The organism is Leucobacter faecis (assembly GCF_054456635.2).
Window position 1 is genome coordinate 237,923 of record NZ_JBTJEP020000002.1, and the last position, 24,056, is coordinate 261,978.

22 protein-coding genes and 1 tRNA gene are annotated in these 24,056 nt (G+C 62.6%); 6 read left to right on the forward strand and 17 right to left on the reverse strand.

The annotated features are described in order from the left end of the window. Nucleotides 1-49: 49 nt before the first annotated feature. Nucleotides 50-916 (forward strand): fumarylacetoacetate hydrolase family protein, encoded by an 867-nt coding sequence (locus ACXR2T_RS02820; RefSeq protein WP_458814147.1) that lies wholly within the window; start codon nt 50-52, stop codon nt 914-916. A gap of 91 nt (nt 917-1,007) precedes the next feature. On the opposite strand, the gene ACXR2T_RS02825 is transcribed toward ACXR2T_RS02820, so the two are convergent. The 7 genes from ACXR2T_RS02825 to ACXR2T_RS02855 form a co-directional block, all read right to left on the reverse strand. Then, on the reverse strand, nt 1,008-2,492 hold the full coding sequence (locus tag ACXR2T_RS02825; RefSeq protein ID WP_458814145.1) for an aspartate ammonia-lyase: 1,485 nt from the start codon (nt 2,490-2,492) through the stop codon (nt 1,008-1,010). A 62-nt stretch (nt 2,493-2,554) separates the two neighbouring features. Then, entirely contained in the window at nt 2,555-3,988 is a 1,434-nt protein-coding gene (locus ACXR2T_RS02830; protein WP_458838326.1) for an MFS transporter, read from the reverse strand. A 68-nt stretch (nt 3,989-4,056) separates the two neighbouring features. Then, the gene (locus ACXR2T_RS02835) at nt 4,057-4,929 is read right to left on the reverse strand and encodes a M48 family metalloprotease (RefSeq protein WP_458838190.1); all 873 of its coding nucleotides are present in this window, start codon (nt 4,927-4,929) and stop codon (nt 4,057-4,059) included. Nucleotides 4,930-4,941: 12 nt separating this feature from the next. Further along, nucleotides 4,942-5,511 (reverse strand): LemA family protein, encoded by a 570-nt coding sequence (locus tag ACXR2T_RS02840; protein ID WP_458814141.1) that lies wholly within the window; start codon nt 5,509-5,511, stop codon nt 4,942-4,944. 48 nt (nt 5,512-5,559) lie between these two features. Next, nucleotides 5,560-6,873: a D-arabinono-1,4-lactone oxidase gene (locus tag ACXR2T_RS02845; RefSeq protein WP_458838189.1), complete on the reverse strand. Its 1,314-nt coding sequence runs from the start codon at nt 6,871-6,873 to the stop codon at nt 5,560-5,562. Then, complete coding sequence (locus tag ACXR2T_RS02850) at nt 6,861-8,117, reverse strand: alanine racemase (protein ID WP_458838188.1); 1,257 nt, start codon at nt 8,115-8,117, stop codon at nt 6,861-6,863. The genes ACXR2T_RS02845 and ACXR2T_RS02850 overlap by 13 nt, the downstream gene beginning before the upstream one ends. 62 nt (nt 8,118-8,179) lie before the next feature. Continuing rightward, nucleotides 8,180-8,329: a hypothetical protein gene (locus ACXR2T_RS02855; RefSeq protein ID WP_458814135.1), complete on the reverse strand. Its 150-nt coding sequence runs from the start codon at nt 8,327-8,329 to the stop codon at nt 8,180-8,182. A gap of 274 nt (nt 8,330-8,603) precedes the next feature. On the opposite strand from ACXR2T_RS02855, the gene ACXR2T_RS02860 reads away from it, so the two are divergent. The 4 genes from ACXR2T_RS02860 to ACXR2T_RS02875 all read left to right on the forward strand — a co-directional run bounded on the left by ACXR2T_RS02860 (nt 8,604) and on the right by ACXR2T_RS02875 (nt 11,036). Beyond that, on the forward strand, nt 8,604-9,458 hold the full coding sequence (locus ACXR2T_RS02860) for a transporter substrate-binding domain-containing protein (RefSeq protein WP_458814133.1): 855 nt from the start codon (nt 8,604-8,606) through the stop codon (nt 9,456-9,458). Nucleotides 9,459-9,527: 69 nt separating this feature from the next. Continuing rightward, nucleotides 9,528-10,196 carry an amino acid ABC transporter permease gene (locus tag ACXR2T_RS02865; protein WP_458814131.1) on the forward strand — a complete coding sequence of 223 codons (669 nt, stop codon included), beginning with the start codon at nt 9,528-9,530 and terminating at the stop codon, nt 10,194-10,196. Further along, on the forward strand, nt 10,193-10,924 hold the full coding sequence (locus ACXR2T_RS02870) for an amino acid ABC transporter ATP-binding protein (protein ID WP_458814129.1): 732 nt from the start codon (nt 10,193-10,195) through the stop codon (nt 10,922-10,924). Before ACXR2T_RS02865 ends, ACXR2T_RS02870 begins: the two co-directional genes overlap by 4 nt. 35 nt (nt 10,925-10,959) lie before the next feature. Continuing rightward, nucleotides 10,960-11,036 (forward strand) — tRNA-Leu (locus tag ACXR2T_RS02875). 133 nt (nt 11,037-11,169) lie between these two features. On the opposite strand, the gene ACXR2T_RS02880 is transcribed toward ACXR2T_RS02875, so the two are convergent. Continuing rightward, the gene (locus tag ACXR2T_RS02880; RefSeq protein WP_458814345.1) at nt 11,170-13,017 is read right to left on the reverse strand and encodes a phosphoenolpyruvate carboxykinase (GTP); all 1,848 of its coding nucleotides are present in this window, start codon (nt 13,015-13,017) and stop codon (nt 11,170-11,172) included. 132 nt (nt 13,018-13,149) lie between these two features. On the opposite strand from ACXR2T_RS02880, the gene ACXR2T_RS02885 reads away from it, so the two are divergent. After that, nucleotides 13,150-14,619: a helix-turn-helix domain-containing protein gene (locus tag ACXR2T_RS02885; protein ID WP_458814127.1), complete on the forward strand. Its 1,470-nt coding sequence runs from the start codon at nt 13,150-13,152 to the stop codon at nt 14,617-14,619. Between the two features lie 49 nt (nt 14,620-14,668). Here ACXR2T_RS02885 and ACXR2T_RS02890 read toward each other — a convergent pair whose 3' ends face one another. The 9 genes from ACXR2T_RS02890 to ACXR2T_RS02930 form a co-directional block, all read right to left on the reverse strand. Next, the gene (locus ACXR2T_RS02890; RefSeq protein WP_458838187.1) at nt 14,669-15,211 is read right to left on the reverse strand and encodes a hypothetical protein; all 543 of its coding nucleotides are present in this window, start codon (nt 15,209-15,211) and stop codon (nt 14,669-14,671) included. A gap of 152 nt (nt 15,212-15,363) precedes the next feature. Beyond that, on the reverse strand, nt 15,364-16,698 hold the full coding sequence (locus ACXR2T_RS02895; RefSeq protein WP_458838186.1) for an NAD(P)/FAD-dependent oxidoreductase: 1,335 nt from the start codon (nt 16,696-16,698) through the stop codon (nt 15,364-15,366). A 207-nt stretch (nt 16,699-16,905) separates the two neighbouring features. Further along, on the reverse strand, nt 16,906-17,397 hold the full coding sequence (locus ACXR2T_RS02900; protein ID WP_458838185.1) for a DUF501 domain-containing protein: 492 nt from the start codon (nt 17,395-17,397) through the stop codon (nt 16,906-16,908). Continuing rightward, the gene (locus tag ACXR2T_RS02905; protein WP_458838184.1) at nt 17,394-17,852 is read right to left on the reverse strand and encodes an FtsB family cell division protein; all 459 of its coding nucleotides are present in this window, start codon (nt 17,850-17,852) and stop codon (nt 17,394-17,396) included. Before ACXR2T_RS02905 ends, ACXR2T_RS02900 begins: the two co-directional genes overlap by 4 nt. Nucleotides 17,853-17,905: 53 nt before the next feature. Continuing rightward, nucleotides 17,906-19,186 carry a phosphopyruvate hydratase gene (gene eno / locus ACXR2T_RS02910; RefSeq protein ID WP_458838325.1) on the reverse strand — a complete coding sequence of 427 codons (1,281 nt, stop codon included), beginning with the start codon at nt 19,184-19,186 and terminating at the stop codon, nt 17,906-17,908. 172 nt (nt 19,187-19,358) lie between these two features. After that, nucleotides 19,359-19,781: a VOC family protein gene (locus ACXR2T_RS02915; RefSeq protein ID WP_458838183.1), complete on the reverse strand. Its 423-nt coding sequence runs from the start codon at nt 19,779-19,781 to the stop codon at nt 19,359-19,361. Nucleotides 19,782-19,865: 84 nt separating this feature from the next. Continuing rightward, the gene (hisS, locus tag ACXR2T_RS02920; protein ID WP_458838182.1) at nt 19,866-21,164 is read right to left on the reverse strand and encodes a histidine--tRNA ligase; all 1,299 of its coding nucleotides are present in this window, start codon (nt 21,162-21,164) and stop codon (nt 19,866-19,868) included. 5 nt (nt 21,165-21,169) lie between these two features. Further along, nucleotides 21,170-22,483: an MFS transporter gene (locus tag ACXR2T_RS02925; RefSeq protein WP_458838181.1), complete on the reverse strand. Its 1,314-nt coding sequence runs from the start codon at nt 22,481-22,483 to the stop codon at nt 21,170-21,172. 89 nt (nt 22,484-22,572) lie between these two features. Next, entirely contained in the window at nt 22,573-23,961 is a 1,389-nt protein-coding gene (locus ACXR2T_RS02930; RefSeq protein ID WP_458838180.1) for a hypothetical protein, read from the reverse strand. Nucleotides 23,962-24,056 lie beyond the last annotated feature (95 nt).

Below are 24,056 nucleotides of genomic sequence, written 5' to 3' on the forward strand. Positions count from 1 at the left end.
CACAAGCTCCTTTCGCCCGCCACACGCCACGGTCGGCTACGCTGGAGGAGTGAAACTCGCGCACCTAATCTTCTCCCCCGATTCCGCTCCAGAGCTTGCAGTCGTTCGTGAAGAAACGTGCATCGCTGTGAGCCGCTTAGGTAGCAGCGCACGCAGCCTGCAGCAGCACATCGAGGCCGGCCCCGAAGCCCACAAAGCCCTACGCAAAGCGGTCAGCACGATGCCGGCCGCAGAGTGGACGCCGCTCACGGAGATCAGCTTTGGACCCGCAGTTATCGGGCCCCCCATCACCCTCGCCGTGGGCCTCAACTACGACGAGCACGCAAGCGAGCTCAACCTTGACAACGATTCCGGCCCAGTGCTGTTCTCGCTGTTCCCCAACTCCCTCGGATCACACGATGGCGAGGTGCCGATCCCTGTGCACCTGAGCGAAGAGGTCGATTACGAGGGCGAACTCGGTGTGATCATCGGCAAGCCCGCGAAGAATGTTTCTGCTGAAGAAGCGCTCGATTACGTGTTTGGATACACCACGATCAACGACATCACGGCGCGCAACATTCAGTTTCTCGAACCGCAGTGGTCGCGGTGCAAGTCGTTCGACGGCTTCACCCCGGTGGGCCCGGTCGTTACGACCGCAGACGAGATCCCTGACCCGCAGGTGCTCGGCATTACCACCGATGTCGACGGTCTGCGCGTGCAAGACTCGAACACCTCGTTCATGATTCGCACGGTCGCCGAGCTGATCGCCTCGATTTCGCAGTCGCTTACGCTGCTGCCGGGCACACTCATCTCGACCGGTTCGCCGGGCGGTGCTGGCCGTTCACGCAAGCCCCCGCTGTATCTCGTACCCGGCAGTGAAGTGACCGTTACGATCGAAAAGATTGGCGCCGTGACGTCACACTGCACGAAGGCGTAGCCGAGACGTCTACCGCACACACCACGCGAAGGGGGCGGGTGAGCACTGAGTGCTCACCCGCCCCCTTCGCGTTTACAACGCTGCCGCGGTGTTACTCGGCGGTGTCGTCTGCCACGACCTTCGCGGCCACCGTCTCGGCGGGAACAACATCAATGCTGCCCGTCTCGGGGTGAATACCTGCAAGCTTCGCGGGCTTCAGAATCTCGTCAAGCTCGGCCTGGCTGAGCAGTCCACGCGAGATCACGAGGTCGCCCACGCGCTCGTTGGTCGCCAGCGCTTCCTTCGCGAGGCTTGCGGCCTCGTAGTAGCCGATGACGGGTGCGAGCGCGGTGATCACGGTCACCGAACGCGACACCATGTCGTCGAGGCGATCGGTGTTCGCGGTGATCCCGTCGACACAGTTGACGCGCAGCGTCTGACATGCTCGCTCGAGCCACGTGATCGACTGGAACAGCGAGTGCGCAATAATCGGCTCGAAAGCGTTGAGCTGCAGCTGGCCCGCCTCGACAGCCATCGACACGGTGACGTCTGATCCGGCAACTGCGTACGCGACCTGGGTCACGGCCTCGGGAATCACGGGGTTGACCTTGCCGGGCATGATTGAGGAGCCTGCCTGGCGGGCGGGGAGGTTAATCTCACCGAAGCCAGCCTGCGGGCCCGAAGAGAGCAGGCGCAGGTCGTTCGAGATCTTCGAAAGCTTGAGCGCGCTGCGCTTGAGCGCGCCCGAGAACGTGATGAACACGCCCGTGTCACTCGTCGACTCAACGAGGTCGCCAGCGGTCACCAGGTCGAGCGACGTGATGTCGCGCAGGTGCTTCAGCACCGACTCCTTGTACCCCTTGGGCGCGTTGATACCGGTGCCGATGGCGGTCGCACCCATGTTGATCTCGCGCAGCAACGTGACGGCCTCACGCAGGCGGTCGATGTCTTCGCGCAGCGTGACCGAAAACGCGTTGAACTCCTGGCCGAGCGTCATCGGCACCGCGTCTTGCAGCTGCGTGCGGCCGACCTTGATGATGTCCTTGAACTCACGGCCCTTCGCCGCAAACGAGTCGGCGAGCAGTGCCAGCTCTTCGAGCAGGCTCTCGAGCGAGAACGCGAGCGCGATCTTGATCGCGGTCGGGTACGTGTCGTTCGTCGACTGGCTGTGGTTGGTGTGGTCGTTCGGGTGGATGAACGAGTAGTCACCCTTCTCGTGGCCAGCCAGCTCGAGTGCGCGGTTCGTGATGACCTCGTTCGCGTTCATGTTGGTCGACGTGCCAGCGCCGCCCTGCACAACTCCCACTACGAACTGGTCGAGCAGCATGCCCGTCTTGATCTCTTCACACGCGCGGTCGATGAGGGTAGAGCGCTGCTCGTCGAGCGCGCCGATCTCAAGGTTTGCTCGGGCGGCAGCCTGCTTCACGCACGCAAATGCGCGCACGAAGTCGGGGTAGACCGAAACTGGGCGGCGCGCGATCGGAAAGTTCTCGTGCGCGCGGTAGGTGTGCACGCCCCAGTACGCGGCTGCGGGCACCTCCACGCTGCCGATCGAGTCCGTTTCAGTGCGGGTTTGTGCCGACAGGAAGTCACTCACCGGTATCTTGGCTCCATCTAAGTTGTAAGAAGCGAACGCGAGTTCGCGTGAACCCCTCCAGCCTACTCCCCCGCATCACGCTTTGCGATGTGCCCGGGGAGCTGGATCTTGCTGGTCGTGAGCGGAACCTGCGCCGTCTCTTGCGGCACCGAAGTTTCTGCGGGGATCGGGGCGGCGGGGCGGCGCAAAATATCGAGCGGTGCGGTGAGCGTCTCAACCTGCTCAGCCGGATCATCTTCGAGCCCCGGTCGCCCAACGTGGGTAAACCGCAGCCGCCAGCCAGCGCCCCGGTGCGGCCGTAGTTTACGCGCCGTCACAAGCCAGATCGCGCCCACAAAGAATGCGATAAGTCCCGCGGCAGCGCTGATCACGAGCGTCGCACGCGCACCCAAGCTGTCTGCGGCAGCGCCCACAAGTGGCGCCCCGAGCGGTGTTCCACCCATCAGCACGGCCACATAGAGCGCGATCACGCGGCCACGCACGTGCGGCGCTGCCGTCGTCTGCACAAATCCGTTAGCGGTAGTCAAAAGTGTTGCGGTAGCAAAACCAAGAAACACGAGCGACCCCGCGAACGCCCAAAACGTGGGCATGAACGCACCCGCGAGGCTCACCACGCCCACGCCTCCCGATGCCGCGATCACCGCGCGCATGCGGGCAGCGGGGCGGCGCGCAACGAGGAGCGCGCCCGTGAGTGAACCGATCGCGAGCATCGAATACAACAGTCCATAGTCGGTCGCGTCGCGCCCAAATTCGACGGCCATGGTAGACGCGATGATCGGAAAGTTCATACTGAACGCGCCCAGCACAAACACCATCACAAAGATCACCAACAGGTCCTGGCGATGCCGCACATACCGAAACCCTGCGACGAGCTGCTGCAGCTGCCCCTCTCGGTGCGGCCCATTTTCCACCGGCTCCGGATCAGGTTTGATCACGGACAGTGCGATGAGCACCGCGAAGAATGACACGGCGTTGATCAGAAACACCCAGCCAGAACCGACCGCGGCGATCAGGATTCCAGCAATGGCTGGGCCGATGAGACGGGCCGAGTTGAACGACGCCGAGTTCAATGCAATCGCGTTTGAAATCTGGTCGCCCTTCACCAGATCTGAGACGAATGCCTGACGAGAGGTCGCGTCAAACGCATTAATCACGCCCAGTGCGAGCGCAAAGCCGTACACGTGCCAGAGTTCGGCCACACCGGTGACGAGTAACACACCGAGAGCCGCCGCGCACAGCATCAAGAGGCTCTGGGTGATCATGAGCACTCTGCGGCGGTCAAACTTGTCTGCCACCGCACCGCTGAAGGGAACGAGCAGTAATTGCGGGCCGAACTGCAACGCCATGGTGACGCCGACCGCCGAGGCGTTGTTGTCGCTGAGCTCGGTGAGCACCACCCAGTTCTGGGCGGTAGATTGCATCCATCCGCCCACGTTTGATAGCAGCGCGCCAGCAAACCAAATGCGGTAGTTGCGGCCTCGGAGCGAGCGAAACATGGTGGACACGACGGTGAGCAACCTCCTCGGGTAACTTACCTAGCCTAGCGTGCCCGGCCTGCTGCACCCTAGAATTTGCCCCCCATGTCGAGCAGCCTGCGAATCCGATCGGGAATCGGCGGGTGCGTGGCAAAGAGTCGCTGTGCGAGGCCCGGCTTCAGCGGGTCAGCGATCCACAAGTGCGCCATGCTCGACTGCTGCTTCTGCAATGGTCTACCGTAGGTGGACAGTTTGTGCAGGGCGCTTGCGAGCGCCTCGGGGTGACGTGTTGTGAGCGCACCCGTTGCGTCGGCGAGGTACTCGCGCTGCCGCGACACCGCGAGCTGCACCATGGTCGCCACGAGCGGTGCTACGAGCATTGCGACAAGCCCAAATACGAGCACGACCGGGTTGTTGTTGTTATTGTTGCGCCCAAAGAATGCCATGCGCATCATCATGTCGGCGAGCATGCCGATCGCGACAACGAGGCCGTACACGATCATCGATACCCGAATGTCGTAGTTGCGCACGTGACCCAGCTCGTGCGCCATGACACCCTCAAGCTCTGAGTCGGTCATGATGTCGAGCAGCCCGGTAGTCGCCGCTACCATCGCGTGCTCGGGGTCACGCCCCGTCGCGAACGCGTTGGGGGCGGGGTCGTGCACGATGTACACCTCGGGCATCGGTGTGCCCGTTGTGATCGCGAGGTTCTCGACGATGCGATAGAGCCTGGGATTGTCGGCTTCTTGGATGCGCTGTGCGCCGCTCATCGAGATCGCTTGTTTGCCCGCCAGGAAGTACTGCAGCACAGCGTACCCCAGCGCAAACACCATCACCGTAATGACAATGCCGGGCGACTGATAAATATATGCGGCCAACCACCCTAGCCCGCAGGCAATGACGAGAAACAGCAGGATGATGAGAAAGCTATTGACCTTGTTGCGGCGAATCGCGCTGTACACGGCCCGCCCCGGTTAGAACTGAATGCGCGGCGGCTCAGAGATCGACGCGACGTCGTCAACCTCGAAGAACTGCCGCTCAGCGAATCCCATCCCCCGCGCAAAGAGGGTGTTGGGGAAGAGCTGAATCTTGGTGTTGTACTCGCGCACGCCACCGTTGTAGAACCGGCGCGACGCCTGGATCTTGTTTTCGGTGTCAACGAGTTCGCCCTGGAGCTGCAGAAAGTTCTGACTTGCCTGCAACTGCGGGTAGGCCTCTGCCACAGCAAAGATGCTCTTCAGTGCCTGTTGCATGTGGCCCTCGGCCACCGATGCTTCGGCGGGGCTATCGGCAGAGATCGTTTCTGCGCGCGCCTTCGTGACGGCTTCAAACACGCCCGACTCATGAGCAGCGTATCCCTTGACCGACTCAACAAGTGACGGGATCAGGTCGGCGCGCCGCTTGAGCTGCACCGTGATGTCGCTCCACGCTTCATCGACGCGCACCCGCAGCGTGACGAGGGAGTTGTAGGTGATCCAGACATAGCCGATCAGAAGAACAAGGACACCCACGGCGACGAGCGCGGCAATCAATCCACCAGACATGGGAAAAGTGTATCGATACGGAACAAGTGTCTGCTGTGGATTAGCCGTTTACTCGCCCAACACGCGGGTCAGGTACGGGTTTGCGAACACCCGATCCGGGTCGAGCCGCTCGCGCGCAGCCAAGAAGTCGCCGAAGCGCGCGTACCGCGTGCGCAGTTGATCGACCCCGAGCGTGTGCATTTTGCCCCAGTGCGGCCGCCCGTCATGGGCGGCAAGGATCGCCTCGGCCTCACGAAAGTAGGCCGTGTCACGCTCACGCCAGAAGCGATGCACCGCAATGTAGCCAGACTCGCGGCCGTACGCGGTCGACAGCATGAGATCGTCTGCCGCGGCCGAGCGCACCTCAATGGGAAACGACACGCGAAAGCGTTCGCGTTCGATGAGTGCCCCCAGCTCGCGCACCGCGCCGGGCACGGCAGCGAGCGGCACCGCGTACTCCATCTCACGAAAGTGCACGCGGCGGTTTGTGATGAGGACACGCCACGATTCGTCGGCGTAGCTTCGGCGGCTCGACACCGATTCGATCAGCCGATTAAGCCGCGGCACCGCGCGCGGCACCACGGCACCGATGGCAGCGCACGCGCCGAAGGCGACATTATTCGCGAGTTCTTCGTCGACGAACCTGGCCACGCGGCCGAGCTGCTTTCGCGGGCTGTCAAACGGCAGTCGCGTGTTCGTTTTGGTACGCACCGACCGAGTGTGTGGAAACCAGAAAAACTCGAAGTGGTCGGCGTCGTGTGCACGCGCCTCCCAACCATCGAGAACCTCGTCGAGTCCCGCCGGGGATTCTTCGGCGCACAACAGAAACCGCGGCACACACTGCAGTGTCACCGTGAGCACAATGCCCAGCGCACCCAGGCCAAGTGCAACCGCTGGCAGCAATTCGGGGTTCGTCTGCTCGTCGATATCTAGGATCTCCCCCTCGCCCGTCACAATCTGTGCGCCCACAATGCTCGTAGCGAGTCCCCCGAATCCGAGCCCCGTACCGTGTGTGCCGGTCTGCGTGGCGCCCGTGATGGTCTGCCGGTCGATGTCGCCGAGGTTCGCCATCGCCAGCCCGAGCGGAGCAAGCAGCGCGGGCACCTCCCACAGGTGTGTGCCGCCCCACAGTGTTGCGCGCATTTTTGCGGTGTCGGCGCCCACGAGCCCGCGCATGCGGCTCATGTCGAGCCTGATCCCGTCGGTCGCACCGATCGCGGTGAAGCTGTGCGACGCGCCAATCGGTTTGATGGTGTGCCCCGTGTCACGCGCCCGCTGCACTGCGGCGACCACCTGTTCGGCGCTGCGTGGAGCTACCGTGGTCGCGGGCTGCGATGATTCGGTGCGCGCCCAGTTCACCCATTTTGCGGTCACAGAAAACACTTCCCTTCGCCCCGGTACGTTGCGATCGGCTCGAGCGGCTCACCGGCGACGCCGATGGGCACGATGTGTTCGGTGTGCTCCATCGGTTCGCCCGCTTTCGCATGCCGCAACCACACTCGATCTCCTACTGTGAGCGCCCGCGCCGCAGCTCCGCGCAGCGGGGTCTGCACTTCACCTGCCCCCTCGCGTGGTTCGTAGGCGAGCCCTGCGGGCCACACGGGCAGGGGCGACCGGTCTGGCGCCGTGGGCCCCGACGCGATCCATCCGCCGCCCAGCAGTGTGACCCGGTCGGGCGTGGGTTTGCGCACGACGTCGAGCCCAAACCCTACGGCGGGGGCCACATCAAACGCCTCATAGTGGTCGAAGATGTGCGGACCGTATAGTCCGCTGCCCGCTGCAACCTCGGTGATGCAGGCCTCGCGCGCGGTGCGCTCGACCGATCCGGTACCGCCGCCGTTCACAAACTCGAGCTCGGCCTCGCCCTCCACTCGCCTGATCGCTTCGGCTCGACGCGCTGCAAGTTCTGCCCCGCTCGCCCGCTGAATCGCGCGCATCAGCGCACCCGTCGCGGGTTTACCTGCGGGGCGGTCTGCCACTCCCGCGATCTGAGCTTCGTAGGCCATCACGCCCACCAGCGTGAACCCAGCCCGGCCTGCCACGTGGCGAGCGAGCCACTCGGCCTGTTCGGCGTCGTGCACGGGTGAGCGGCGCACGCCGATGTGCCCAAGAGTTGGCGCTTTCCACGAGCAGTCAAGGTCGATGCACACTCGCACCTCGGCGCGCCGCCCGGGGTGCGCGACACTGTCGATCAGGTCGAGCTGCTCGGAGCTGTCGATCATCACCGTCACCCGCCCCGCCAGCTCATCGTTCGCCGCGAGCTGCGCGATCGCCGCCCGGTCCGCGCTCGGGTACGCCACCACGACGTCATCGATGCCGGTCGACGCAAGCCACAGCGCCTCGGCGAGGGTGTACCCGAGCACCCCGCGGTATCCCGGCAGCGCGAGCACGGCTTCTAGCACCGCGCGTGACCGCACTGACTTGCTCGCGACACGCACCGGGATCCCGCCCGCTCGACGCGTCAGATCGTGCGCGTTACGCGCGAGCGCCGCCAGCGACAGCGCGACGACCGGCCCGGGGTGTCTGCGTGCTGCAGCATCGATCGTGCCCCAGTAATGATCCGGATCAAGCCAGGGCTCGCGCGTGGCAGCCGCCAGCAGCTCTGAAGCGCTGAGGTCGAGTGACATAGCCGCAGTCTATGCGGTCGCCCGAGTTCGCGCAGCAAAATGAGGTGGCGTCGCGCGATAGATCAGAGATCTCGCAGGTCGCGCGAAAGCTCGCTTTCCCAGCGCGCACGCTCGGCGATTTTGCGCACCCGCCACGCGCGCACACGCATGAAGAGACCGAGCGAGGCGGCCGCGACAATCGCGGCGATAAGAACGAACTTGGCAAATAGCACCACATCAGCCTACTGGGTCGCGCGATTCACGCCCCGCTCGGGGCGCAATTTCAATCGGTACCAGAACGTGACTTTCAGATGTTGCACATTTGGCGTGGCACGCTCAGATGCACGCCACCACTACGATCGGCGGGTGGCGTGGACGAGCAGACTAAAGCCCGGAGCCGGGCTAAATCGGCGCACACTGGGCCCTGCTTGTTTGCCCGTGGCCGACAAGTTCCATAGCGTGGAGTGAAAGCTCCTACCCGGAGATTCGAAAAGCAAGGGGTCAACAGTGAAGTTCACCAAGCGCATTTTTACAGCATTCGCAGCCACCGCTGCCGTTGCACTCGTAGCGGGAGTGGTCGGTTGTTCAAGCGGCGACACCGGCAGTTCAGGCGGCTCCGACGACGCGGGCACCTCGGCCGATTCGGGTGACCTCAAGTCGTCTTACACTGTCGCCACCGACAGCTCATTTGTGCCATTCGAATTTGACCAAGATGGCGAGCATGTCGGCTTCGACATCGATATCGTGAACGCGATTGCCGATGAGGTCGGGTTTGACATTAACCTCGAAACCACGAACTTCGACGGGATCATTCCCGGCCTGCAGACCGGGGCCTTTGACATCGCCATCGCCGGCATCACGATCACCGATGACCGCAAGAAGGCCGTCGACTTCACAGACCCCTACTACAAATCGGGTATCAAGGTAGGCGTCCCCGTCGACAACACAGATATTCAGGGTGTTGAAGACCTAGAGGGGAAAACTGTGGCTTCACGGCTGGGTTCTGCTCCGCTTGACTACATTAAAGAGAATATTCCTAGCGCCAAGGCGCTGCCTTTCGAGCAGCTTGATCAGGTTTATCTCGCCGTCGAAGGTGGCACGGCAGACGCCGTGCTGTACGACGCCCCCAACGTCGAGTACTACGTCAGCACCGCGGGCGATGGCAAACTGAAGGTTGTGGGTGACCTGCTAGAAGCTCAGGATTACGGCATCGCCGTGTCGAAGGGCAACGATGCTCTCGTGGCAGCAATGGATTCGGCCCTCGCCACCATCATCGAAAACGGGACCTATGCAGACATCTTCGCCAAATGGTTCGGTGAAGAGCCCACGTGGCTCGACGAGCTCGCAGCCTCTGCCAAATAGCAGTTTTTCCCAGTTCGATAGGGCCGGTCAGATCATGCCGACCGGCCCTTCACGAGAGGCACACCCGCATTGACTGCACTCGCCAACTTCGACTGGGCCGGGGTCGTAGACTTCCTTCCGGCACTGCTTACCGGGCTTTATTACACGCTACTTGTTTCGATCGCAGGGCTCATCATCGGGTTCGCGCTGGGAGCCGCCGCGGGCGTCGGCCGCATTAGTACACTGAAGCCCTTGTATTGGCTTAGCACGATGTACGTCGAGCTCTTTCGTGGCACCCCCGTTCTAGTGCAAGCCATTTGGATCTTCTTCGCGCTGCCACTCATCATCAATTACACGCTGCCATCGGTGCTCGCTGGCATTATCGTTATTGGACTCAACTCAGGCGCCTACATCGCCGAGATTGTGCGCGGCGCCATTCAGTCTGTCGACAAAGGACAGATGGAGGCGAGCCGCTCCCTTGGCATGAGTAAGCACACGTCGATGCTCCACGTGATTTGGCCGCAGGCGTTCAAGCGCATGATCCCACCGCTCGGTAATCAGTTCATCATTAGCATCAAAGACACCTCGATTCTGTCAGTGATCCTCGTCCCCGAGCTGATCTTCCAAGGCCGCATGATTGCAGCGAGTCACTTCAATGCGGTCGAGATCTACACGACGGTTGCACTGTTCTATCTGGCCATCACACTGACGCTATCGAAGGCGCTCAGCATCACCGAGAAAAGACTGGACCGACGATGAACACAATAATAGAGGTGCAAGACCTGCATAAGTCGTTCGGAGACAACGAGGTGCTCTCAGGCATCAATTGTTCGATCGCCGAGTCCGAGGTGGTGTGCGTCATCGGCCCCTCTGGTTCGGGCAAGAGCACGTTTCTACGGTGCCTCAACCTGCTCGAAACCATCACCAGCGGCACCGTATTCGTCGACGGCAAGAATGTTGTTGCCCCACGGCTCAACGTTGATGAGTTGCGAACTGAAATTGGCATGGTGTTCCAGCAGTTCAACTTGTTTCCACACAAGTCAGTGATTGAGAATGTGATCCTTGCGCCGATGAAGGTGCGCGGGCTCAGCAAACCCGATGCCATGAAGCGCGCCCGAGCGCTGCTCGACAAGGTCGGGCTCTCCGACAAAGAAAAGGCATATCCTGGGCAGCTGTCGGGCGGTCAACAGCAGCGAGTCGCGATCGCTCGCGCGCTCGCGATGGAACCTAAAATTCTCCTCTTCGACGAGCCAACCTCGGCTCTTGACCCCGAACTCGTAGGTGATGTGCTCGCGGTTATGAAGCAGCTAGCTGAAGAAGGCATGACGATGGTGGTCGTCACCCACGAGATGGGATTTGCTCGTGAAGTTGGCGACCGCGTCATCTTTATGGACGGCGGTATCGTCGTTGAGGCTGGCCCCCCTGCTGTAATATTCGATACCCCGCAGCAAGAACGCACGCGAGAATTCTTAAACAAGGTGCTGTAATTTCGCGGGTCAAATATGTGGGATCATGGATCGTCGCCCCTATAGCCCAACCGGCAGAGGCAGTCGACTTAAAATCGATCAAGTCTGGGTTCGAATCCCAGTAGGGGCACCACCAATGCGCATACTGCAGCGCTCGGGTTTTGCAGCACCTGCGCCCTCGATTACATAGAGTAAGCCCCGCCGTTGGGCAGAACGGCGGGGCTTACGGTCTAGGGGCCCGGGCGCACATCGCGCGGGCTGCTGGGTTACGCGCCGAGGCGGCTGCGCAGTCCCTCGAGCTGGGCCGTCATCTCGGCCGGCAGGCTGTCACCGAACTGGGCGAAGTATTCTTCGGTGAGCGCGGCCTCATCGAGCCACGACTGCGCGTCGATCGCAAATAGCTCTTGGAGGTCGGCCTCGGGCAGTTCGATGCCATCGAGCTTCAACTCGCCCGCCGCGGGCACGGTGCCGATCGCGGTCGTCTCGCCCGTAACATCGCCTTCGACGCTGCGAATGATCCAGTCGATCACGCGCGAGTTGTCGCCGAAGCCAGGCCACAGGAAGCGACCGTCGGCGCCCTTGCGGAACCAGTTCACCTGGAACACCTTGGGGGCCTTCTCACCGAGCTTCTGGCCGATCTCGAGCCAGTGGCCCCAGTAGTCGGCCATGTTGTAGCCGCAGAACGGCAGCATTGCGAAGGGATCGCGGCGCAGCTCGCCGACGGTGCCCTCTTGCGCAGCGGTCTTCTCTGACGACACGGTCGCGCCCATGAACACGCCGTGCTCCCACGAAAGCGACTTGGCGACGAGCGGAATGTTGGTGGCACGGCGGCCGCCAAACAGAATCGCGTCAAGCGGCACGCCGTTCTGCTCGTACCAGTCCTGCGCGAGCGTAGGGGTCTGCTGAATCGGCACGGTGAAGCGCGAGTTGGGGTGAGCCGCGACGCGGCCCGACTCGGGAGTCCAGTCGTTGCCCTGCCAGTCGATGAGGTGGGCGGGGACCTCGTCGGTCTTGCCCTCCCACCACACGTCGCCCTCATCGGTCAGCGCGACGTTCGTGAAGATCGTGTTGCCCCACATGGTCTCGACCGCGACGGGGTTGGTGCTCTCGCCGGTACCCGGCGCTACGCCAAAGAAGCCCGCCTCGGGGTTGATCGCGTAGAGTCGGCCGTCAGAGCCGGGGCGCAGCCATGCGATATCGTCGCCGATCGTCTCGACCTTCCAGCCGGGAATCGTCGGCTGCAGCATCGCAAGGTTTGTCTTGCCGCACGCCGAGGGAAACGCTGCCGACAGGTGGTAGGCCTTGTTGGTCTCGGTGTTGGTGAGCTTGAGCAGCAGCATGTGCTCGGCAAGCCACCCCTCCTTCTTACCCATGACGCTGGCGATGCGCAGCGCGAAGCACTTCTTCGAAAGCAGTGCGTTACCGCCGTAGCCCGATCCGTACGACCACACCTCGAGTGTCTCGGGGAAGTGGGTGATGTACTTGGTGTCGCTGCAGGGCCATGCGACGTCGTCTTGGCCAGCGTCGAGCGGCATGCCGACCGAGTGCACCGTGCGCACCCATTCGCTGCCAGCGGTGATGCCGTCCATTGCGGCCTGGCCCATGCGTGTCATGATGCGCATGTTGAGCACGGCGTACGGCGAGTCGGTGATCTCGATGCCGAGCTGGGTGATGGCACCGCCGACGGGGCCCATGGAGAAGGGCACCACGTACATCGTGCGGCCGCGCATCGCACCGTCAAAGAGCGGCATGAGCGTCTGCTTCATCTCGGCGGGGGCAGCCCAGTTGTTCGTGGGGCCCGCGTCTGACTCGTTCTCAGAGCAAATGAAGGTGCGGTCTTCGACGCGTGCGACGTCTGCGGGGTGTGAGCGCGCAAGGAAGCTGCCGGGGCGCAGGTCCTTGTTCAGGCGAATCAGCGTGCCAGCCTCGACCATCTCGGTCGTGATGTGGTTCCACTCGTCTTGCGAGCCATCGCACCAGACGACGGCGTCGGGCTTGGTCAGCTCGGCAACCTCCGTGACCCACGAGAGCACCTCGGTGTTCGCGGTAGTGGCCTGTGCTCGCACGAGCTCCGCGATCGTAATCGTGGCCTCGGCTGTATCGATGCTGCCCATAGCGTTGTTCTCCTCGTTAGTCACCCCGAGCGGGTGAAGAATCGGTGACATCTCTATTTTTACGCGACTATTCACCTTTCATTCACCAATTACGGTGGAAATATTCGCGATTATTGCCGTATAGTCAAAATCATGATGCAAGATCCGGCCCCCAACCAAAACCCGGCAGACCTCGACCGCCTCGTCATGGGCAAGCGCATTCGGCACCTGCGCGCCAAGGCCGGGCTGACACTGGGCCAGCTCGGCGACCGCGTCGGTGTAGTTGCCAGCCAGCTCTCGCTCATTGAAAACGGCCGCCGCGAACCCAAGCTAACCCTGCTCCAGGCGATCGCGCGCGAGCTCGGTGTCGAGGCCGCTGAGCTGCTGCGCCGCGAAGCTCCGGATCAGCGCAGCGCACTCGAGATCGAACTCGAGCGCGCGCAAACCGCTCCGGGCTACCTGCGACTCGGCCTCCCCCACGTGCGCGCTCCCCGCACGCTCGGCGACGATGCTCTGAAGTCACTCGTGGGGTTGCACCGTGAGCTCGCCAGGCGCTCACGCGCAGCAGCGGCGTCAAGCGAAGAAGCACGGCGAGCCAACACCGAGATCCGGCTTCAGATGCGCGAACGCGATAACTACGTGCAAGATATCGAACTGGTCGCGTCAGACCTGATGCGCCGCATTGGGCACGGCGCGGGGGCTGTCACGCACCGCGAAGTCGCGATGCTCGCCGAGCTGCTCGGGTTTACCCTCACGTTCGTCGATGAGCTGCCGTCAAACACCCGCAGCATTACCGACCTCGAGAATGGTCTCATTTATTTGCCTCCTACCTCGATCCCCGGCGGGCACGGCTTGAGGTCGCTCGCGCTGCAGGCGATGGCGCACCGCGTGCTTGGACACAAGGAACCGTCGAGCTACGCAGAGTTTCTCGAGCAGCGGCTGCAGATCAACTACTTTGCTGCCGCGTGCCTCATCCCTGAAGCCAAGGCCGTGGATTTCTTGCAGGCCGCGAAGCGCAACCGCAACCTCGCCATCGAGGACTTTCGCGACGCGTTCGGCGTGACACACGAGGCAGCGGCGCACCGTTTCACGAATATCGCGACCCGCCATCTGGGCTTGCGAGTGCACCACTACCGCGCCGACGGGGCGGGCGCGCTAGTGCGCGGCTACGAGAATAATGGCTTACCGTTTCCGAGCGACGATTCAGGCTCCATTGAGGGCGAAGTGCTGTGCCACAAGTGGGGCGGCCGCAGCGCCTTCAACCGCAAAAACCGCACGAGCGAGTTCTATCAGTTCACTGATACGCCTGAGGGAACGTTTTGGACGAGCGTGCAGACGGGCGACGCAGAGCAGGGTCTCTTTGCTATCGCGTGTGGCGTGCGGTTTGAAGACTCGAAGTGGTTTCGCGGGCGCGACAAGAGCGGACGCATGCAGTCCACCTGTCCTGACCCGGCGTGCTGCCGCACCCCCGAGCCGTCGCAGCTTGAGCGCTGGCAGGGCAAGGCGTGGCCCAGCGCACGCATGCACCAGCACGTGCTCTCGCCGCTACCCACCGGCACCTTTCCCGGTGTGGACGACACCGAGATGTACGAATTTTTGACGAAGCACGCGCCGACGCTGTAGCACGACCTGGCGCGCCTGACACCGGACGCCCAGACGCAGCGACGCTGAACTAACGAGTCGAATCGCTGCCGATTGCGACAACGAAATCGCTGCCCTTGGCGCACCTATCTGGCACCCCTGTTGTGTCGGCGATGGCAACCCTCGTGCCTGTGAAATCGATCCAGTTTCCCACGTGCACCGACCCCAGCGTTCCGTCAGAGACTTGCGGTCGCTGGTTCGCTAAACCAAAGTTAGTGGGTGCATCGAACACCAGGGTGTAGGGACGCTCACTCGCGGTAAGCGAGAGGCAGCCCCCTGGGCCGGTGATCACCTTGCCCGAGAACTGCTCATTTGCCTCAATCGACGAGGGATCCACCAAACGCAAACCGATCGGCCCGTCGCCGATCGGTTCGACACGCACCACATGGTCCGTGGTTGCGGCTTCAGCTGCGGCGGCTTCCTCTGGCACGGTAGCTGGCGTAGCACCCGACGATTTTGCATCCGACGACTTTCCACCCGTCGCAGGTCCCGTCGTCTCCGCCATAGTTACCCCACAGCCGACGAGGCTCACTCCTACAACAGTGAGCAGCACGGCGGCTACTGATCTCTTCACGTATGGCGACGTCACTAAGCGTCGTTGCACCACACCCACCTCTTGAATCTTTGCACGGTATGCACCTTTAAGCCGAAACACCACGAAGCGCCCTGCCGGCGTAAGCCGAACAGGGCGCTTCGTGATGCTAGCCAGAAATTATGGCTGCGAAATTACGCCTTGGGGCGCGATGCGAACTCTTCAAAGATTTCGCGGGGGTTCTGCGTCGCCTCGATGTTGACGATGTCGCGGCCGAGGAAGAAGTGGCTAGCCCAGCCACCGAACACGCGCCACTTGCGCTCCCACGTGGGGATCGCGAGGCCGTGGTAGAAGCGGTGCGCGAGCCACGCAAAGTAGCCCTTCATCGCGAAGTTACCGCCCGACTTGAACACGCCAGTGTTCATGCCGAGACCAGCGACTGCGCCAGCGTTCTTGTGGTTGTACTCGCGCACACCCTCGCCGCGCAGGTCAGCGACGATGTTCTTGGCGAGCAGGCGACCCTGGCGCACAGCGTGCTGCGCGTTGGGCACGCAGAAACCGCCGGGGCCGGGGGTCGAAGAAATGTCGGGGGTCTGCGAGGTGTCGCCCGCGGTCCAGGCGCCCTCGAGAGCTTCGCCCTCTTCGGTGGTGATACGCAGCGACGGGCTGCCAATGACGTGGCCGCGGGGGCCAATCGGCAGGTCGGTGCCGCGCAGGAAGGGACGGGGCATGACGCCCGCGGTCCAGACAATGAGATCGCTCTCGTACTTCTCACCGGTCGACAGCTCCATGTGGCCGCCGTCAGCCGACTGCAGCTGCGTGTTGAGGTGAATGTCAACACCGCGGCGCGTCTGGTCTGCGACAACCCAGTCTGCAAGCTTCTCGGTCACCTCGGGCATGATGCGACCCATTGCCTCGACGAGGTGGAACTTCGTCTCGTCGAACGTGATCTCGGGGTAGCGACGCAGCAGCGAGGTCGCGAACGAGCGCAGCTCAGACACGGTCTCGATGCCGGCGAAGCCACCGCCCACGACGGTGACGGTGAGCAGGCGTGCACGCTCGGGTGAACCGGCGGGCAGCGATGCGGCGCGCTCAAAGTTGCCGACCATGCGGTCACGCACGGCGACGGCCTCTTCGATCGTCTTCATGCCGATTGCGTTGTCTGCAATACCCGGGATCGGGAACGTGCGCGAGACCGAGCCTGTCGTGATGACGATCTGGTCGTATGCGAAGTCGTATGCCTCGCCGACGTTCGGCGTGATGGTGACGGTCTTCGTGGCGTGCGAGATACCGGTCACCTTGCCCGCAACGTTTGCGGTCTTGCTCAGGTGGCGTCGACGAGCGACGACCGCGTGGCGGGGCTCGATTGAACCCGCGGCCACCTCGGGCAAAAACGGCAGGTATGCCATGTAGGGCAGCGGGTCGACGATCGTCACCTCTGCCTCGCCCGCACGGAGCAGCTTCTCGAGCTTCCATGCAGTGTAGAAGCCGGCGTAGCCGCCGCCAACGATCAGAATCTTCTTCGCCACGAAGCAGTCTCCTTGAAACAGTGTGCCTATGAAATGCGCCGTGCTGGTGCACGAAGCGCGTGGCCCACGGAGTGCGGGCACAGAAAAATTGGGCGAAACCGCCCAGACGACTACTCTACTCGCTTTTTCACGCGTTACTGTCCAGTTCCGCGGAAAATCTGAGTAATACGCTCGAATCAACACATTTTCTATGTTGAAACGAAATATTTAGCTTGCGGCGGGGCTCCAGCCACAGCGTTCAAGCGCGAGGTCACCGATGGGATTCACACCGGGTCCTGCCGCGAGTGCATGACCAATGAGTGCGTGCAGACACTTCACACGCACGGGCATTCCACCCGCACTGATTCCAGCAAGCTCGGGCACCTCTCCGACGCTGTCGCGGTCTGCAACGTAGGCTTCGTGCGCGCGCTGGTACTGGGCCCGCATATCTTCGTCTTCAGCGAGCAGCTCGTTGAACTCGTTCATCACACCCGCTGCTTCTAGGCGCGAGGCGGCCGCGACTGCTTCGGGGTGACTCAGGTAGTAGAACGTCGGAAACGGCGAACCGTCGGGCAGCCTGGGCGAGGTCGCAACGACCGTCGGTTCACCCGCTGCGGTGCGTGCGGCGATGCCGACGACGCCACGAGCTTCGCGGTTCAGCTGCTCACTCACTGCGTCAATGTCAGCGGCGGTCGGGGCGTCATACGGGGGGCGGCTCATGGCTGCGGATCCTTCTTGGTTGTTTCGGGGGTTTCTTCGGGGGCGAGGCCTGCGGCGATAACCGAGGCAGCGAATGTTTTCGCCCAGTTCTCCTGGGACCTAGACAGCTTCGCATTTGTTTCTTCGGTCGATTCGATCGGCATCACGATGTCGTCAATCACATTGAGTTGGGTCTCCCCCGGCAACACATAGTACAGCCGGTCACGCGCCTGAGACTTGACGTACACCGGGTCTTTCCATTTGGCGCGCTCGGCATCGATCTCGTCAACCGCAACCCGTCGTTCGGCGACGCTGCGGCGCAGCTCTGAGATTTCTCGCTGCTGCGCCACAAACGTCGACAGACTGGGGCTCACAATCAGCCCACCGCCGATCACCAGCACAACAACGAGCACGGTGAAGCCGCTGATCTTCAGACTCGAGGCCCAGGCCCTGAGGTCGTCTGTCCAGCGTTTCACCGTGCTCCTGTCGCGTTTTTCTGCTGTACTGCGGTGTCTAGTTGAGCGGCCGGTTAGGCCGTGAAGCGGGGAAACGCGGCGCGGCCGGCGTACTTCGCAGCACCACCGAGCTCTTCTTCAATGCGCAGCAGCTGGTTGTACTTAGCGACACGGTCGCTGCGTGCGGGGGCACCGGTCTTGATCTGGCCACAGTCGGTGGCAACCGCGAGGTCAGCGATCGTGACGTCTTCGGTCTCGCCCGAGCGGTGCGACATGACGGCGGTGTAGCCAGCGCGCTGCGCCATCTGCACGGCGTCAAGGGTTTCGGTCAGCGTGCCGATCTGGTTGACCTTCACGAGGATCGAGTTGGCCGTGCCCTGGGCGATGCCATCGGCGAGGCGCTCGGGGTTCGTTACGAACAGGTCGTCACCCACGAGCTGCACCTTGTCACCAATCTCGGCGGTGAGCAGGTTCCAGCCCTCCCAGTCATCCTCGGCAAGGGGATCCTCGATCGAGACGAGCGGGTACTTCGCCATCAGGTCGGCGTAGTAGGCCGACATCTCGGCGGCCGTGCGCTCCTGGCCCTCAAACGTGTAAACGCCATCCTTGTAGAACTCGGTCGACGCCACGTCGAGCGCGAGCGCCACATCGCGGCCGGGCTCGTAGCCCGCACGTTTGATCGCCTCGACGATCAGTTCAAGTGCCTCAGCGTTGTTCGGCAGGTCGGGGGCAAAGCCACCCTCATCGCCGAGCGCCGTGTTGAGCCCCTTTTCCTTGAGCAGTGCCTTGAGTGCGTGATACACCTCAACGCCCCAGCGCAGCCCCTCCGAGAAGGTCTCGGCGCCCAGCGGCACCGCCATGAACTCCTGAATATCAACGCCGGTGTCGGCGTGTGCGCCTCCGTTGATGATGTTCATCAGCGGCACGGGCAGCGTCGAGGCGTTGGGGCCACCGAGGTAGCGGTAGAGGGGCAGCTCGGCTGCGGCTGCGGCTGCGTGCGCGACAGCGAGGCTCACACCCAGAATCGAGTTTGCGCCTACCCGCTGCTTGTTGTCGGTGCCGTCGGTCTCCTTCAGCACCTCGTCGATGATGCGCTGGTCGTCAGCCGCAAAGCCTTCAATGGCCGGGCCGAGCTCATCAAACACCGCGTCGACGGCGCGGGTTACGCCCTTGCCGAGGTAACGGTCCTCGTCACCGTCGCGCAGCTCGTACGCTTCGAAAGCGCCTGTCGACGCACCTGAGGGAACCGCTGCGCGTCCCACCGAATCGTCGGTCAGGCCAACTTCAACCTCAACGGTCGGGTTGCCCCGCGAATCGAGAATCTCGCGTGCGATCACCGCGTCGATAAATGCCACCATGCGCTCCTTGGGTTCTGTTCGGATGCTCCGGATCGCGCCGCCCCGCAGTCGGGGTCGGCGCAGGTGTTCGGCGGCGAGATTGCCGCCGAACTCTAGTTTAGGGTGTCACGCCCGAAAGCCCGAGGCGCGGCAGTGTAACTGGCACGATCCGATCGCAGCTCTGGCAGCACTAGGGCATGTCTGGCGGGCCACTTTCGACGGCGGCCGGATCCATGTAGAAGAGCTCGACGATGTTTCCGTCAGGGTCTTCGAGGTCTCGCGAATACATAAATCCGAGATCTTGCGCGGGCGCGGGCTCTGCCCCGCCCGCGGCGAGTCCTGCGGTGACGGTCGCGTCCACTTCATCGCGTGATCCCTGAGCGAGCGCCACCAGCACCTGCGCCACTCTGCGCGCATCTGGCACTTTCTTTTCAGTAAAGGTGCCGAAGTATTCGCGGGTCAAGAGCATGAAATAGATGTGTTCGCTCCACACCGCGCATACGCCCTGCTCATTGCTAAACAGTGGGTTAATCTCACACCCGAGTGCGACGTAAAACGCACTCGAGCGTTCGAGGTCATCGGTGGCGAAGTTTATGAAAACCTGCTTGGACATGGGAGCCTCCTCGAGGGTGTTCGTGCGTACAGCACACACCCCCGAGGGGTTACCCGTCAACGCCCGGCGCTGCGAATTTGCTGACTAACCGTCGAGCTGTCGAATCTCGATGTCTTCGACCTCACGCATGCCGGCGCGCACATTCGCGACGCTCACAAACCCTTCGGCGACGATACGCGCGAGCAACGCCTTCATGTTCTTCTGGCGCTTTTCGAGGCGCACCCGGTGCCCCTTTTCTACGAGCGCGCGCTTGAGTGCCAGCAGGTCAGCAAACGCTACGTCGTTGTCATAGACGAGAGCTACGGCCTCGGGGCCCGTCGATTCGGGCAGTGAGATCAAATCAACCACGCGCTCAAACCCGATCGAGAATCCCACGGCGGGCACGTCCTGCCCCAAGAACCGACCGACCATGCCGTCGTATCGGCCGCCGCCGCCGACTGAGCTACCTGATCCCGGGTGTGCCACCTCAAAGATCGTGCCGGTGTAGTAGCCCATGCCGCGCACAAGCGTCGGATCAAATCGAACCTCAACCCCCGCAGGCAGCGCGCCGTCGAGCGCTTCGCCCAGCGCGCCCAGGTTTTCAATGCCGTCTTCGGCTGCGCCCTCGGGCAGCACGCTCGCGATCGCCTCACGGGTCAATGCGATACCGTCGCCCGCCAGGAGTGGTTCAACGTCTGCCAGCACGGCACCCAGCTGCTCGGCCGCGGCAGCATCGATCTCGCGCAGCTCCTCAACGACCCCCGACGCACCAATCTTGTCGAGCTTATCGATCGTGATCAGGGCGCGGTCGTGTGTCTCTGAGGCAAAGCCACAGTGTGCCAAAAGCCCAAACAAGATTCGCCGGTCGTTGACACGAATCACGCAGCCAGAGAGCCCGAGCGTCGCAAGGGCCTGCGAAGTCGCGGTAATGAGCTCAATTTCGGCGATGAGACCGGCCTCGCCGATGATGTCAATGTCGGCCTGCACGAACTGCCGGTAGCGTCCCTTTTGTGGGCGTTCCGCGCGCCACACCGGCGCGATCTGAATCGCACGAAACACGGGCGGCAGCTCGGCACGGTTGGTCGCGTAGAACCGCGTGAGTGGAACCGTCAGATCGAATCGCAGGCCGAGATCTGCGAGCAGTTCGGCGTCACCAGCAGCCTGAGCCTTCTCGAGCTGCTCCGCGCGAATGCCGCGCTTCAAGATCGAAAACGAGAGCTTCTCGTTGTCGCCTCCCAGGCCGGCGTGCAGCCTGGCATGATCCTCTACCACCGGTGTTTCGATCTCGTCAAAACCGTGGGCGCGGTAGACGCCCTTGATCACCGAGAGCGCATGCTCGCGGCGTGCCTTGTCAGCGGGAAGAAAGTCGCGCATGCCGCGCGGTGAGTTCACGGGAGTTGCCATAGCTCCTATTCTTCCACTGTCTGCCGCGGGCGCGCGCCACGCAGCACGAATAGCCACACGAGCGCAGCGCCAACGGTCAGCACCACCCCGCCGACGAGCACTGATCCCTGCAGCCCCACCCACGACCCGAGCACCGCGACCGTGACCCCGCTAAACGTCATCATGCCCGGCCCAAACATGGTGTACGCCCCAATGATGCGCCCACGCTCGCCCACTGGGGCCTCCAGCTGCACGATGCTCATCTCGGTCGAGTCGGCGGTGATACGGGCAAGCCCGCCCGCCACGAGCGCGATCACGGCCACGGCGAGCGACGGGGCGAGCGCAAAGCCCACCGTGCTGACGCCCAATAGCGCCGCGGCACACGCGGCCGTCGTGCCCGTCGCGGGCACCCTGCGTGTCGCTTCGAGCAAGAACCCTCCCACGACGCCTCCGATGCCGTTCGCAAACAGCAGCACCCCGTAGGCGAACCCTTCGCTGCCCGCCCCAAAAATATCGGCGAACTCGGGCATCGCGTTTTGCAGCACCGCACCAATGGTCACGGCGCCAAGCGCGCTGAGCAGCACCATGCCAAACAGCAACCGGTCACGGCGCACCGTGCCCAGCACCCTGAACGCATCGATGATCGACATCCGATCGCTCTGGGGCTCACCGCTCGGCTCGATCCGGATCGAATCATCGCCCTTGCCGCGCCCCGCGTCGCGATTGTGGCCGGTGATCTTCGTGCGCGCGAGAAAGATTGTGAGCGGCAGGTAGAAGAGGATGTTGATGAGCATGCCGATGCCGGGGCCCGCGGTGAGCAGCAGGGCTGATCCGACGATCGGGCCCGCGAGAAACGCGAGTGAGCGGAACGTCGAGTTGATGCGCACCGCGCCGGGCAGCTGCCGGGGGCCGACGAAATCGTACAGCATCATTTGTTCGGCGGGCATCCAGAGGCAGCCGGCGAGACCGTGCAGCACGAGCAGCACGACCGCGTGCCACAGTTCGAGCGTGCCCGTGAGAAACAGGATGCCCCAGGCGAGCGACACGCACATGAATAGCCCCTGCGCGATCTGGATGATGCGGCGGCAGTCATATTTTTCGGCGAGCGCGCCCGCGTACACCGAGAACAGCAGGTAGGGCAGCCAGTGGCTCACGATCTGAAACCCGACGAGCCACGGTGACTGAAACACCTGCCACAGCACCCAGTACCCGAGTACGTGCTCGATGTTGTCGGCCATCATCGAGAGCGCGCCGCCCGAAATGTAGGTCGCTGAATTGCGGTTGCGCAGCGCCGCGAACTTGCGCGGGTCTTCTTCGAAGCCCGATCCCTGGTGTGTCACCGTTTCAGGTTAGCGCTGCACATGTTGTCTGCGGCCGCAGGGTCGTTGTCTCTGGGCGCGTGACTGCTACCTGCAGCGGGTGTAGCCTGCTAGCGAGTGAGCACTCGCGCATGTTTCGACGAGCCTCGCCGCACACGCGATGGCGCAGGAGCACCCCATATATCGGCCCCAAACGACTGCCGAACGCTACGGGCTTCAGCAAGTCGTATCGGACCTTCTGCGGAACGAAGTACTGACGCAATGAGATCCACGATCGGCTCTACATGCTCAAGGCCAGCGCCCAGCCGAACGATCTCCTGCGTCCCAAATCGGACTCCGGCAAGTTCCGCATTCGCTCCGTGTTCCGCGATTCGACAGGCACCTACGAGAATGCCGTGGGCCTCGAGCGCACGCATCGCCCGTTCACCTCCACCAAATTCTGATGCATCGATCACTACTTGATGAGTTTGGGTAAAACCAAGCGCTGCGCCTTGCACTTTGAACCCACGCGCAGATAAGCATTCACCAATGGCTTTTGCAACATCAATGGTGGTTCGGGCCCAGGCTGGAGCTTGCTCAACAGCCTCGGCGGTTGCAACCGCGAGTGGGCCCAGACGCGCCGGGTCATAGTTCGAGGAAAGGACGGGATACAGCGCATGTGAAATCTGCTCGGCCATCTCGGCACAGTTTGACACTGCAGCCCCACCGGCGGGGCCAGCGAGAGTCTTGTAGGTGGAAAAGGTCATGAGATCGACACCCTCATTCAAGGGATTTGGGAACTCTCCTGCAGCAATGAGTCCTGCAACATGGGATGCATCGAATACCAACTTCGCGTCAAACTTGTCAGCAGCTTCTCTCAGCGGCGCTATGTTGGTGGGAAACTGAATAACGCTTCCGCCCACAAGGATCATGCGGGGCCGAATCGCCCTCATGAATTCTTCCAGCTGCTGCGAGTCAACGTCGAGTCTCGAATCGCTGTATGGCAAATGTTCAGTTCTAAGGCCACGGGTCCCTGCCGTCCCCCGCATTTGATGACTGGCGTGGCTGCCGCCGTTTGGAGGCAAAATCGCAATGGTATCGCCGGGCTCAGTGAACGCGCAGTATGCCGCGAGGTTAGCCATCGTTGCAGTAATAAAGCGCGGTTCTGCAAAGCTCGCGTTGAAAGCACGGCGAAGCTGCTGAATCGCTACGACTTCAAGCGCTTCTATACCATCGGTTCCAGGCTGAACTTTTTCTCCAGGCCACCCCAGTGCGGGGCGTGTTGACAGTTCAGAGGAGTGCGCAGATTCCACACGTGGCGACATAACATTGCTGCCTGCATACAGATTGATGCTCGTGGCCGACAGGCTCGCAGCCTGCGAAGCACTGATGCGCGAGACTGCAGCCAAAACACGCTTAGCGCTGTCTTCCCGGTGAGCGTCTTGAAGTTTGCCAAGCCGCTGAGTGGCAGCTTCGGATGCCCACGGCGCGATCGGGGCGGAGAGTAGGTCAGGGTTCACGGTGGCTCCTGCAAAGTCGAGGCGTTAAGAATAAAGAACAAGACACACAACTGAACAAGCGGGCCGCGACGTTGTAGTCGCGGCCCGCTTGTTCA

Coding starts and splice junctions, on each gene's coding strand:
- ACXR2T_RS02900 (WP_458838185.1), bottom strand. CDS start 17,397: ATGAGCCGCCCCCCGTATGACGCCCCGACCGCCGCTGACATTGACGCA.
- hisS (WP_458838182.1), bottom strand. CDS start 21,164: ATGGCAACTCCCGTGAACTCACCGCGCGGCATGCGCGACTTTCTTCCC.
- ACXR2T_RS02870 (WP_458814129.1), top strand. CDS start 10,193: ATGAACACAATAATAGAGGTGCAAGACCTGCATAAGTCGTTCGGAGAC.
- ACXR2T_RS02880 (WP_458814345.1), bottom strand. CDS start 13,017: ATGGGCAGCATCGATACAGCCGAGGCCACGATTACGATCGCGGAGCTC.
- ACXR2T_RS02830 (WP_458838326.1), bottom strand. CDS start 3,988: ATGTTTCGCTCGCTCCGAGGCCGCAACTACCGCATTTGGTTTGCTGGC.
- ACXR2T_RS02885 (WP_458814127.1), top strand. CDS start 13,150: ATGATGCAAGATCCGGCCCCCAACCAAAACCCGGCAGACCTCGACCGC.
- ACXR2T_RS02840 (WP_458814141.1), bottom strand. CDS start 5,511: ATGTCTGGTGGATTGATTGCCGCGCTCGTCGCCGTGGGTGTCCTTGTT.
- ACXR2T_RS02915 (WP_458838183.1), bottom strand. CDS start 19,781: ATGTCCAAGCAGGTTTTCATAAACTTCGCCACCGATGACCTCGAACGC.
- ACXR2T_RS02850 (WP_458838188.1), bottom strand. CDS start 8,117: ATGTCACTCGACCTCAGCGCTTCAGAGCTGCTGGCGGCTGCCACGCGC.